The 12,017-nt window shown below is 66.8% G+C and carries 10 protein-coding genes and 1 pseudogene; 3 read left to right on the forward strand and 8 right to left on the reverse strand.

Annotation, left to right across the window (positions count from 1 at the left end; translation table 11 throughout):
• Positions 1–207 (reverse strand): nuclear transport factor 2 family protein (locus tag I0Q12_RS12955; RefSeq protein ID WP_197252305.1); only part of this gene is annotated, 207 nt, incomplete at its 3' end.
• A 128-nt stretch (positions 208–335) separates the two neighbouring features.
• Between I0Q12_RS12955 and I0Q12_RS12960 the strand changes: the two genes are divergently transcribed.
• Entirely contained in the window at positions 336–1,145 is an 810-nt protein-coding gene (locus I0Q12_RS12960; RefSeq protein WP_197252306.1) for a helix-turn-helix domain-containing protein, read from the forward strand.
• Between the two features lie 41 nt (positions 1,146–1,186).
• On the opposite strand, the gene I0Q12_RS12965 is transcribed toward I0Q12_RS12960, so the two are convergent.
• The 3 genes from I0Q12_RS12965 to I0Q12_RS12975 all read right to left on the reverse strand — a co-directional run bounded on the left by I0Q12_RS12965 (position 1,187) and on the right by I0Q12_RS12975 (position 3,821).
• Positions 1,187–1,897, reverse strand: a complete 711-nt coding sequence (locus tag I0Q12_RS12965; RefSeq protein ID WP_197252307.1) for a DsbA family oxidoreductase — start codon at positions 1,895–1,897, stop codon at positions 1,187–1,189.
• A gap of 46 nt (positions 1,898–1,943) precedes the next feature.
• Entirely contained in the window at positions 1,944–2,381 is a 438-nt protein-coding gene (locus I0Q12_RS12970; protein ID WP_197252308.1) for an OsmC family protein, read from the reverse strand.
• A gap of 108 nt (positions 2,382–2,489) precedes the next feature.
• Positions 2,490–3,821 carry an oxygenase MpaB family protein gene (locus I0Q12_RS12975; RefSeq protein WP_307846214.1) on the reverse strand — a complete coding sequence of 444 codons (1,332 nt, stop codon included), beginning with the start codon at positions 3,819–3,821 and terminating at the stop codon, positions 2,490–2,492.
• 115 nt (positions 3,822–3,936) lie between these two features.
• On the opposite strand from I0Q12_RS12975, the gene I0Q12_RS12980 reads away from it, so the two are divergent.
• Positions 3,937–4,563, forward strand: coding sequence for a TetR family transcriptional regulator (locus tag I0Q12_RS12980; RefSeq protein WP_197252309.1), 627 nt, complete (start codon positions 3,937–3,939; stop codon positions 4,561–4,563).
• 40 nt (positions 4,564–4,603) lie between these two features.
• On the forward strand, positions 4,604–5,215 hold the full coding sequence (locus I0Q12_RS12985) for a TIGR03086 family metal-binding protein (RefSeq protein WP_197252310.1): 612 nt from the start codon (positions 4,604–4,606) through the stop codon (positions 5,213–5,215).
• A gap of 65 nt (positions 5,216–5,280) precedes the next feature.
• Here I0Q12_RS12985 and I0Q12_RS12990 read toward each other — a convergent pair whose 3' ends face one another.
• The 4 genes and pseudogenes from I0Q12_RS12990 to lysS form a co-directional block, all read right to left on the reverse strand.
• Positions 5,281–7,824: an ATP-dependent Clp protease ATP-binding subunit gene (locus tag I0Q12_RS12990; protein ID WP_197252311.1), complete on the reverse strand. Its 2,544-nt coding sequence runs from the start codon at positions 7,822–7,824 to the stop codon at positions 5,281–5,283.
• Between the two features lie 388 nt (positions 7,825–8,212).
• Positions 8,213–9,902, reverse strand: a pseudogene (locus I0Q12_RS12995) (IS1634 family transposase).
• 192 nt (positions 9,903–10,094) lie between these two features.
• On the reverse strand, positions 10,095–10,457 hold the full coding sequence (locus tag I0Q12_RS13000) for an Lsr2 family protein (RefSeq protein ID WP_197252312.1): 363 nt from the start codon (positions 10,455–10,457) through the stop codon (positions 10,095–10,097).
• A gap of 104 nt (positions 10,458–10,561) precedes the next feature.
• Positions 10,562–12,017 (reverse strand): lysine--tRNA ligase (gene lysS / locus I0Q12_RS13005; protein WP_197252313.1); only part of this gene is annotated, 1,456 nt, incomplete at its 5' end.

Genomic DNA, 12,017 nt, shown 5'->3' on the forward strand with positions numbered 1-12,017 from the left:
GCTGCCCATGTGGTCGGTGAACTGCCGCCGGAAGTCGACGAGCGCGGCCTGGCCGGTCAGCACTCCGACGGGGGCGCAGTATTCGACGTCCTCGGCGAGCGTCTCGGCGGTGAGGGCGTCGCCGGCGCCCGGATTCCAGAATCGGACGTACCGTTCGATCGTGTCGGAGAGTTCGAATCGTTCGCTCTTCGAGGTGGTTTCGGTCATGACATTCACTGCCTCTCGGTTACGAGCCGCTTCGGTGCGGTATCACCGATCCTGGACCGCTTCCGTGCCGACCGTCGATGACCTCCGGGGTCATTGCAGCGCTGCGCGGACCCGGGCAGGGTGAGGTCATGCCCGCACAGTCAGCAATCCGCACGGAGTCGGTCGGGCCACTACTGCGGTCCTGGCGCGAACGACGAGGCCGCTCCCAGCTCGACGTCTCGATCGCCGCCGACCTGTCGACCCGGCATCTCAGCTACGTCGAAACCGGTCGATCGACACCCGGGAGGGGTGTCCTCGACAAGCTCGCCGACGAACTCGAGATTCCGCTACGCGAGCGGAACCGGCTCTACCTCGCCGCCGGCTACGCCCCGACGTACCCGGAGCGTCCGTTCGCCGATCTCGGCGCAGCGCGGGAGGCCGTCGAGGCGGTTCTCACCGGACACGAACCCAACCCGGCGCTGGCGGTCGACGTCCGCTGGGAACTCCTCGCCGCGAATCGGCCCGCGCAGTCGATGTTCACGGACATCGCACCGCATCTGCTCGAACCGCCGGTCAACGTTCTGCGTGCGACCCTGCACCCCGACGGCCTGGCCCCGAGAATTCGCAACTTCACCCGGTGGCGCGACCACGTCCTGCGCCGGGTGAGCCGCCAGCTGTCCCGTACGGCGATACCGGAGCTACGCGAGCTGCGCGACGAACTGGCCGCCTACCCGGTGCCTGCGCACGACGCGGCGGACGGTCCGGCAGCGAACGACCTCGCCATGCCGCTCGTCGTGGAATCCGCGCACGGGGACCTGTCCCTGCTGTACACGACGACGGTCTTCGGATCCCCGTTCGACGTGACCCTCGACGAGATCGCGATCGAGACGTTCTTCCCGGCCGATGCCGCGACCGCGACACTCCTCCGGGCGATGGCGGACCTCACGGTGCCGTCCTGAACGGCCACCGTGAGGCGCCCGGCTCACACCGCGTACCCGGCTCACACTGCGCAGCCGTCTCCCGCTACGCCGGTCACGTCGGCGGCGGCCGTTTCCGCGGCATCGACATCGTCGACGGCACGCTGCAACAGCGCGAGGAACACGTCCTTCGGTTGAGCTCCCGAGACGGCCACGGCGCGATTCGCGACGAAGAACGGCACTCCGGTCACGCCCAGCGTGCGGGCTTCGTGCAGGTCGGCTCGGACTGCATCGGCGGCTGCGTCGCCGTCGAGGCCGGCACGGACCGCCTCCGGGTCCAGCCCGGCCGACGCGGCGATCCGCACGAGCGTGTCGCGGTCGTCGACCACCTCGCCCTCGACGAAGTGCGCGCGGAACAGCGCCTCGAGCAGCGCGTCACGCCGATCGCCCGCTAGGTGCAGCAGTCGATGCGCGTCGAAGGTGTTCGCCGCGATCACGGTGGCGAAGTCGATGTCGAGACCGTCCTGTGCCGCGACGTTCGCGACGTGCGCGAACATCTGCCGCACCTGCTCGGCCGGCATCCCCTTCATCTCGACCAGCGCATCGATCTCGGGGCGCCGCAGACCCGCCGGGGTGTCCGGGGCCAGCTGGTACGAACGCCAGGTCACCGACACGCGGTCTCGGTGCTCGAACTCGCTCAGGGCAGCAGCGAATCGCCGCTTGCCGATGTAGCACCAGGGGCAGGCGATATCGGACCAGATCTCGATCCGGGCAGTGTTGTCTCCAAAGGTCACGTGCCGGTGCAACAGCCACCGGCGCCGCGATGTTCCCTCGGCCGGCTCACTCCAGCGCCGCGTCGAGGGTGATCTCGACTCCCGTGAGCGCCTTGCTCACCGGGCATCCGGCCTTCGCGTCCTCGGCGGCCTTGCCGAATCCGGCGGCGTCGAGGCCCTCGACTTCACCACGCACGGTCAGATTGATTCCGGTGAGCCGGAATCCGCCCGCGGGATCGGGACCGAGCGAGACGTCGGCGGTCACCTCGAGACTCTGCGGTGTTCCCCCGGCCTCGGCGATCAGTGCGGACAACTGCATCGCGTAGCACGACGAGTGCGCGGCGGCGATGAGTTCCTCGGGACTGGTGGTACCGCCGGCGTCGTCGGCGGCGCGCTTCGGGAACGACACGTCGAACGTGCCGCGCCCGGAACTGCTGAGCTCGACCTGCCCGGAGCCATCCTGGAGGCCGCCGTTCCATGCTGTGCGTGCGGTGCGTGTGGGCATGAGGATCTTCCCCTTCGTGTGGTGGATTCGCGAGCCTCTGCTGTCGCATGTTCACCAACCACACTCGCAGACTCGCCCGCCTCACGAGGGGCGTTCACCGCAGACGGTTCACCGGGTCCGGCCCGCTCGCAGTTCCCGGTCGCGCTCACCGACGGTGTGCACCGCGCCGTCCCGCTCGTACGGCCGGACGTCGAGCCGCTGTTTCACCTCGCCGACCGCCCGCATGCGCTCGCGGTGCCCCCGGCGCGCCGCGCGCGCGGCGCCTCCCGGCACGGCGACGCTCAGACGGTCGCGGACGAGATTGCGCGCGAACCACAGCGGATACAGGGCCGCCATCGGGCTCAGCCGCGGAATTCCCACGGCGTCGGAGTAGCCGGAGCCCAGTGACAGGCGGGCCAGGTCGGCGTGGAAGTGGTAGTACGCCCAGCTCTTGATGCGGTTCGCAGGTCCGGGACCGTCGACACCGTAGATCCGGGGGACGGCCTTCAGCGCCGCGTCGGTCAGCGCCCGCGACGAGTCGTCGGGATCCACCTCCGACCAGACCGCGAGCCAGATGAGACGAAGAAGCTCGTCCAGCGAGGTGACCTGGAGTTCGGCCGTGACCCCCATGGTGTGCGCGACGTACCGGTACAGGTGCACGATCGCGTCCCGTTCGCGTCGCGAGTACCAGTGCCCGGCGGCCATGACGGCCAGGGCGACGCCGGCGATCGGAATCATCGTCACGCAGTAGTGCAGTTGATTGACGGGCCTGCCGTGGGTGTCGGTGTTCCAATCGTCGACGCGGTCGATCCCGGCGCGGATGTAGGCGTGGACGACGCGCACCCGGGCGGTGTTCTTCGTCCCCTCCCCGAATCGCTCCATCCCGCCGGGTGCCGTGCAGTCCATCGACCACGAGACCGTCTCCACGATCCGTGCCGCGGCGCGCTTCGCGAGGTCGCCGCCGCGCAGCAGCACGTCGTTGACGCGCGGCGAGACGTAGCTGGCGGGGAAGGCGATGGCGGTGGTGAACGCCAGGAGGGTGCTCACCGGCATCCGTGCGATCGCCTGCGCGGCGAGATCCAGCTTGTCGTAGTCGACCCAGAACGGCACGTCGTCGAGGGCATCGATGAACGCCTGCACCTCGGGAGCGGGATCGTCCACGGTCTCGATGCCGTGCTCGAGTGCCTGCTCGAACTGCGCACGGATCCGGGTGCGGTCGCGGCGCATCGCCGCGACGAGGTCGTCCGCCACCGGATCGCAGGTGTTCGCGAACCTGGCGAACGCCCGGGCCTGCGCACGGGTGGGCCGCACCGAGTCGCCGACGAGGAGCGACATCGCCAGCCGGGGAGCGCCCTCGCTCAGGATCGGTTTCGGTGCGAGCCGATCGGCTCGGTCGTGCAGGCGGCTCGTCGACAGGCGGATGCTCGTCGGGCGGGTGGGCAGCGGAGCCTCGATCGTCACGGTTTCTCCTCGTCCGGATTCGGCCACCGACTATCGCAGGAATACCGAATTTCGTAAACACTTGATTCCGGAATCTGAAGATTCCGGAAACGTCGCGTGTGACAGACTCGCGGATGTGTCCGAGCCCGAAACCCACCGCGCGTACCGCGGCGTCGCACCGGCCGACCGGCGCGCCGAACGCCGCAAACGCCTCGAGAACGCGGTGATCGAGGTGGTCGCAGCCGAAGGATGGTCGGCCGCCACGGTCCGGAAGGTCGCGGCCACCGCCGGAATCGGTCCGCGATTCTTCTACGAGAGCTTCACCGACATGAACGATCTCGTGACCACCACCTACGACGAGCTCGGCGCCGAACTGCTCGCGGGCGCCGTCGCCGCGATCGCCTCGGCTCCCGACGACCTGCACGAGAAGGCCCGGGCCGCGGTCGGAGCGATCGTCGGGGCGGTCGAACGCAACCCCCAGCAGGGACGATTCCTCATCTCCGACGCTCCCCCGCTCGCCGAACGCAAGAGCGCCTTCATCCGGGCCGCGGCGGACGAACTCGCGAAGCAGAGCGATGCGGTGGGCACGCGACTCGATTCCCGCCAGGCGGAGTTGTGCGCGGTTGTCGTCATGGCCGGCGCCGTCGAACTCGTCCGCGGATGGCTCGACGGCACGCTCGACATCCGGCCCGGCGAACTCACCGAGATCGTGGCGAGCACGCTGTCGACGCTGACCGCCCACATGCCCGGCATCGGCAGGTAGTCCGCCGAACCGATCACGAACCGGAAACCGCGGGCGCAGGATGGGCTGCGTGACCACGCCACAACAGGACCCCCGCCCGCTCGTCCGTGCCGCCGCCGATCGGGCGCGCCGGATCGTCGAGAACGTCGGTCCCGACCACATGACGGCCCCGACGCCGTGCCCCGAGTTCGACGTCCGCACCCTCCTCGGGCACCTCGCGTCGACGCTCGAACGCAGCGCTGCCGTCGGCTCGGGAGGCGACCCGCGCACGATCCCGGAATCCCTCACCGCCGCGGACGACGAATGGCCCGCCCTCCTGGACAGGTCCATCGAGCACTACTGGCAGGTGTGGAACGACGATGCTCTGCTCTACAAGCCGGTCACCGCTCCGTGGGGCACCTTCCCCGGCCGGATCGCGGTGCTCGTCGAACTCGACGAGCTGATCGTCCACGGCTGGGATCTCGCCGTGGCCACCGGCCAGGAGGCCGAAGCCGACCCGCCCCTGGCCGAAGCGGCCCTCGAGGTGATGCGACTCGCCCTGCCGGCGTCTCCCCGCGACGGCCTGCCGTTCGGCCCTCCGGTCGAGCCCGCCCCGGGCGCCGGGGCCACCGAACGCCTCGCGAACTGGCTCGGACGCGACACCGCGCCCTGGGTGCGGCGCGAACGCACCTGAGACTCCGAGCAAACGAGAGGGGCGGTACCCGTACGGGTACCGCCCCTCCCTGTGTCCGGAACCGGTTATCCGGCGTCCGCCTCACCCTCAGTGGACTTGGCCAGTGCCACCGCCGGGGTGTCCGGCACCTCGGCCGGCTTCTCGCTCGGCGTGAACGTGAACTTCGCGTTCTCGCCGGCGCCCTCGCCGTCCCAGCCGTCGACATCGACCAGGACGATCTGGCCGGGGCCGATCTCGCCGAACAGGATCTTCTCGGAAAGCTGATCCTCGATCTCGCGCTGGATGGTGCGACGCAGCGGCCGCGCACCCAAAACCGGATCGAAGCCCCGCTTGGCGAGCAGTGCCTTCGCCTTCTCCGTGAGCTCGATGCCCATATCCTTGTTCTTCAGCTGCGCCTCGACCCGGCCGACCATCAGGTCGACCATCTCGATGATCTGCTCCTGAGTCAGCTGGTGGAAGACGATGATGTCGTCGATGCGGTTGAGGAACTCGGGGCGGAAGTGCTTCTTGAGCTCGTCGTGGACCTTGTTCTTCATCCGCTCGTAGTTCGACGCCTCGCCGGAACCGGCCGAGAAGCCCAGGCCGACGGCCTTCGAGATGTCGGACGTGCCCAGGTTCGAGGTGAAGATCAGCACCGTGTTCTTGAAGTCGACGGTGCGACCCTGACCGTCGGTGAGACGGCCGTCCTCGAGGACCTGCAGGAGCGTGTTGTAGATCTCCTGGTGGGCCTTCTCGATCTCGTCGAACAGGACGACGGAGAACGGCTTCCGGCGCACCTTCTCGGTGAGCTGACCACCTTCCTCGTAGCCCACGTATCCGGGAGGCGCACCGAACAGACGGGACGCCGTGAAGCGGTCGTGGAACTCGCCCATGTCGATCTGGATGAGCGCGTCGTCCTCACCGAACAGGAAGTTCGCGAGCGCCTTGGACAGCTCGGTCTTACCGACACCGGACGGGCCGGCGAAGATGAACGAGCCGGACGGACGCTTCGGGTCCTTCAGGCCGGCACGGGTACGACGGATCGCCCGGGCCACGGCCCGGACCGCGTCCTCCTGGCCGATGATCCGCTTGTGCAGCTCGTCCTCCATGCGGAGCAGACGCGTGGTCTCCTCCTCGGTGAGCTTGAACACCGGGATACCGGTCCAGTTCGCGAGGACTTCCGCGATCTGCTCTTCATCCACCTCGGCGATGACGTCGAGGTCACCCGCACGCCACTGCTTCTCGCGCTCGGCGCGCTGGGCGACGAGCTGCTTCTCCTTGTCTCGCAGGCTTGCGGCCTTCTCGAAGTCCTGCGCGTCGATCGCGGATTCCTTCTCGCGACGGGCGTCGGCGATCCGGTCGTCGAACTCGCGGAGGTCCGGCGGCGCGGTCATCCGGCGGATACGCATCCGTGCGCCGGCCTCGTCGATCAGGTCGATCGCCTTGTCCGGCAGGAAGCGGTCGTTGATGTACCGGTCCGCGAGGGTCGCGGCGGCAACGAGCGCCTTGTCGGTGATCGAGACGCGGTGATGCGCCTCGTACCGGTCGCGCAGACCCTTGAGGATCTCGATGGTGTGCTCGACCGTGGGCTCACCGACCTGCACCGGCTGGAAACGACGCTCCAGGGCGGCGTCCTTCTCGATGTACTTGCGGTACTCGTCGAGGGTGGTCGCACCGATGGTCTGCAGCTCACCGCGGGCCAGCTTCGGCTTGAGGATCGACGCGGCGTCGATCGCGCCCTCGGCGGCACCCGCACCGACCAGCGTGTGCAGCTCGTCGATGAACAGGATGATGTCGCCGCGGCTGTTGATCTCCTTGAGGACCTTCTTCAGGCGTTCCTCGAAGTCACCGCGGTAGCGGGAACCGGCGACCAGCGAACCGAGGTCGAGGGTGTAGAGCTGCTTGTCCTTGAGGGTCTCGGGGACCTCGCCGTTGACGATGGCCTGCGCCAGGCCTTCGACGACGGCGGTCTTGCCGACACCCGGCTCGCCGATGAGCACCGGGTTGTTCTTGGTGCGGCGGGACAGGACCTGCATGACCCGCTCGATTTCCTTCGCGCGGCCGATGACCGGATCGAGCTTGCCCTCGAGCGCAGCCTGCGTGAGGTTGCGGCCGAACTGATCCAGCACGAGCGACGTCGACGGGGTGCCGGCCTCGCCGCGGCTCGTGCCCGTCTCCTGGGGTTCCTTGCCCTGGTAGCCGGACAGCAGCTGGATGACCTGCTGACGCACGCGGTTGAGGTCGGCCCCGAGCTTGACCAGCACCTGGGCCGCGACACCCTCACCTTCGCGGATCAGGCCGAGCAGGATGTGCTCGGTTCCGATGTAGTTGTGCCCGAGCTGCAGCGCCTCACGCAGGCTCAGCTCCAGGACCTTCTTGGCACGGGGCGTGAACGGGATGTGCCCGGACGGAGCCTGCTGCCCCTGGCCGATGATCTCCTCGACCTGGCTGCGCACACCTTCCAGCGAGATCCCCAACGACTCGAGCGACTTCGCGGCCACGCCCTCACCCTCGTGGATGAGGCCGAGGAGGATGTGCTCCGTGCCGATGTAGTTGTGGTTGAGCATCCTGGCCTCTTCCTGAGCCAGGACGACGACGCGCCGCGCGCGATCGGTGAACCTTTCGAACATCGCACTCCCTCACACTCTCCGGCCTGCGGATCCGGTACGAGGATTGTTCCGGACCCGACTGCCGCGTTTCGCTCCGGCACTCGAGTCGTCGTCGAACCGGCGAAGGTTCCACGACCCCACTTGACACTCTAGTTGCCGTGGTTTCGGCCCGCTCCCCCTCTACCCGGTTGAGCGGAACTTCGAAACCCGGTCACGAGTGCTAACGCTGCACGTCGCCGATACGTTTCCGCAAGCTCTACGCCTGAAGCGAACAACCCCGCGGGGCCCGCGAGCGCCTCCGCTCACCCAGCACCCACCCGGATTCGGACGGCAGAAGCGGCGAGGCGTCACCCGGGTAATTCCGGGTGACGCCTCGTTCGTCCGTCTTCGGTCCCGACTTAGGACATTTTTAGTACCCCGCGAAGCCGAGATCCGCAAGAATTTTCTGCTGAGCGGCTGGGATCTGCGGCGGGAACGACTCGGTGGCCCCGTTGATGACGATCGTGGAGGTCCGCAGGGGCCGTAGCTGCTTGACGACATTGCCGATCGCCAGGCCGGTGCGGTCCTGGACTTCACGGGCGACGGCCAGCGCGGCGAACACGATGGTCAGGTGTGCCTTGATCGCATCGCGGGTGCGATGGAACATCGGTCGAGCTCGCAGATCGGTTTTCGACATCCGAAACGACTGCTCCACATGCCACAGATCATGATATTTCGCGATGATGTCACGTGAATCCATCACAGAGACAGGCAGATTCGAAACATACCCCTTCAAACCGATGAGGGAACGGGCCCGTTCGATACTCGCAGTGTCCAGGCGCCGGCCCTTCGTGGTGACGGTGACGAAGCGGGTCGCTTTCGCGGGCTTGGTGCCGTCGATGACAGCGCGGGCACGAGCCTCCTGCAGGTTGAGGGTCTGGGCATCGCGCACCGCACGTTTGCGTGAGTACTGCCAGACTGCTCGCCACCCGTTCGGATGCGTCGCCGGATCCCACACGGGCTCGGCCCTGGTACGCACGTTGTTGACGGTGCTGCGTCCGTGACGTGGGGTAATGGTGTCGATGATCTGCCCGTCGGTGAACAGGTCGCCGTGCCAGTGAAAATGCGAGGCGAGATCGCCGGGTGCTTTGGTGACACGGGAGCCGACGATGAACTTCACGCCGGCGTCGTCGAGATCCTTCAGGTTCGATGCCGACAGCATGCCCGCATCGGCGGCGACGACCATCGCGGTGTCGTCCAGACCGTGCCGCTGCTGGAACTGGCGCACGATCGGCACGATGGTGGTGGTCTCGGCGGTGTTGCCTTCGAAACATCCAATTTCCAAGGGGAATCCGGTGCGATCGACGAGCAGACCGACCACGATCTGTGGATCGACGCGACGCTCCTTCGAGTACCCGACTTTGCGCAGGTCATCTTCCTTCTCCGCTTCGAAGTACAAGGTCGTCACGTCGTACAAAATCAGGGACAAGTCCCCGCTGGTAACGGCACGGGCGAAGCATCGCGTCGCGACGATGCTGCGGTAGTCGCGAGTGACCGCCGTGGCGAGATGTCGTTGGATTGTTTTGTACGAGAATGTATCTGCACCGAGATCGTCGAGGACTCGTGCGGAGTCGGCTTTCGAGGTGGGCGACACCGTGTTCCGAGATCTGGTCATCGCCCGGATCGTCGAACCCACCTCGAAAGCCGACTCCGCACGAGTCCTCGACGATCCGGGCGATGACCAGATCTCGGAACACGGTGTCGCCCACCTCGTCGAATCCGAGTCGGTCGTAGACGGCGGCGAGCACGTCGTAGAGCAACCGCGAACTCGTGCCGAGTGTGCGTCCGGCCGGCGCCACCGTCGCGGCGGCCGGGCGCTCGGGTTCGGGGCGCCAGTCGGCGACCTCGTCGACCCGGGCGATGCGGGTGGAGACCTCGAGGTCGAGTACGCCCTGCTCGCCGTCGGCGATGCGGCGGGCTCGGGCGAGCAGCACACCGAGTTCGGCATCGGTGTGCGCCGACCCGACGTGTTCGATGATCTCGACCCGGCCGCGGTTCTTGCGGGCGACCTGAACCGCGACCGCTCCCGATGCGGTCCGCACCTTCCGCACGTATGTCACCGACGGGACGCTACCTGATTAGTACCCCGATCCACCCGACAGGACTGGCGAACATGCAGGTCACGAAGCCGAGCATCTATCTACCCGTCGGTAATGTCCTAACTCGGGGGATTCGGACGGCAGAAGCGGCGAGGCGTCACCCGGGTAATTCCGGGTGACGCCTCGTTCGTCCGTCTTCGGTCCTACAGCTGCCTATGCGTGGGCTTCGTTGTAGGCCTCGACAATTTCCGCGGAGATACGTCCGCGTGCCGAAACTGCGTAGTCGTTCTCGCGGGCCCATTCCCGAATGACGGCGCTCTTCTCCCGATTCGGGGTGGCCGTCCGGGAGGACTTCCGCCCGGCCGGTGCTGCCGGAACCGTCTTCGGACGCTTCCGGCCGCCGACCTTCCGGGCGTGCTCGACCCAGAATTCCAATTGCTCGCGCAGTTTCGCGGCATTTTCGTCGGACAGATCGATCTCGTAGGTGACCCCGTCGATCCCGAATTCCACGGTCTCGTCTGCCGCCGATTCCTGATCCACATCGTCGATCAGCGTGACGGTGACCTTCTTCGCCATGTGCCGCAAATCCTCTCGAATGAAACGCCCAGCCCCCCGGGTACGGGCACAAGAGTACATGCGAATTTCACAAGGGCAATACCGATTCCGGTCGGGGTGCGGAATTAGCGAGCGGACGGACGAACAATTGGAAACAGGATGGTTTCCCTGATTCCGAGTCCGGTGAGTGCCATGAGCAACCGATCGATTCCCATACCCGTACCGGTGGTGGGCGGCATACCCTGTTCCATTGCGGCGAGGAAATCTTCGTCCAGAACCATGGCCTCGTCGTCACCCGCCGCTGCCAGACGCGCCTGATCGACGAAACGCTCGCGCTGGATCACCGGGTCCACGAGTTCCGAATATCCGGTTGCCAGTTCGAATCCGCGCACATACAGATCCCACTTCTCGGTCACACCGGGAATGCTGCGATGATCGCGCGTCAGCGGTGACGTCTCGACCGGGAAGTCACGGACGAACGTGGGCTGGTACAGCTGATCGCCGCACATGTGCTCCCACAATTCCTCCACGAGCTTGCCGTGGCCGTATCCCTTGTCCTTCGGGACCTCGAGCCCCACCCGCTCCGCAAGCGCCAGCAATTCCTCGACCGTGGTGTCCGGCGTCACATCGGTGCCGATCGCCTCGGACAACGACGGATACATCTCGAGGGTCTTCCATTCGCCACCGAGGTCGTACTCGGTTCCGTCGGCAAGGGTTACCACGTACGAGCCGAAGACCGCGAATGCGACCTCCTGAATGATCTCGCGGATCATGCGCGCCGAATCGTCGTACGTTCCGTATGCCTCGTACGTTTCGAGCATCGAAAATTCCGGTGAATGCGTCGAGTCCGCGCCCTCGTTGCGGAAATTCCGGTTGATCTCGAAGACCTTGTCGATTCCACCGACGACGCAACGCTTGAGGAACAACTCCGGTGCGATGCGCAGGTACAGATCGATGTCGAGGGCGTTCGAATGGGTGACGAACGGTCGCGCGGCGGCACCGCCGTGCAGCGTCTGCAGCATCGGGGTCTCGACCTCGAGGAATCCGCGACGTTCGAGCGCATTGCGCAGTTCCCGCACCACCGCGACACGCATCCGCGCGTTCGCCCGCGCCTCCGGGCGCACGATCAGGTCGACGTACCGCTGCCGGACCCGCGACTCCTCGCTCATCTCCTTGTGGGCGACAGGCATCGGGCGCAGCGACTTCGCAGCCATCTGCCAGGTGTCGGCCATGACGCTCAGCTCACCGCGACGGGAGCTGATGACCTCACCGTGCACGAACACGAAGTCGCCCAGGTCCACGTCGGCCTTCCAGGCGGCCAGCGACTCCTCGCCGACACCGGCCAGGCTCAGCATGACCTGCAACTGCGTGCCGTCACCCTCCTGCAGGGTCGCGAAGCACAACTTGCCTGTGTTGCGGAAGAACATCACCCGGCCGGCGACACCGACCTGCTCGCCGGTGGTGCTGTCGGGTTCGAGATCGGGGTACTTCGCACGGATCTCCGCGAGAGTGTGGGTGCGGGGCACGACGACGGGATACGCGTCCTTGCCCTGCGCCAGGAGTCGTTCGCGCTTCTCGCGG

The sequence above is a fragment of the Rhodococcus sp. CX genome, assembly GCF_015865005.1.
Taxonomy (GTDB): Bacteria; Actinomycetota; Actinomycetes; order Mycobacteriales; family Mycobacteriaceae; genus Rhodococcus.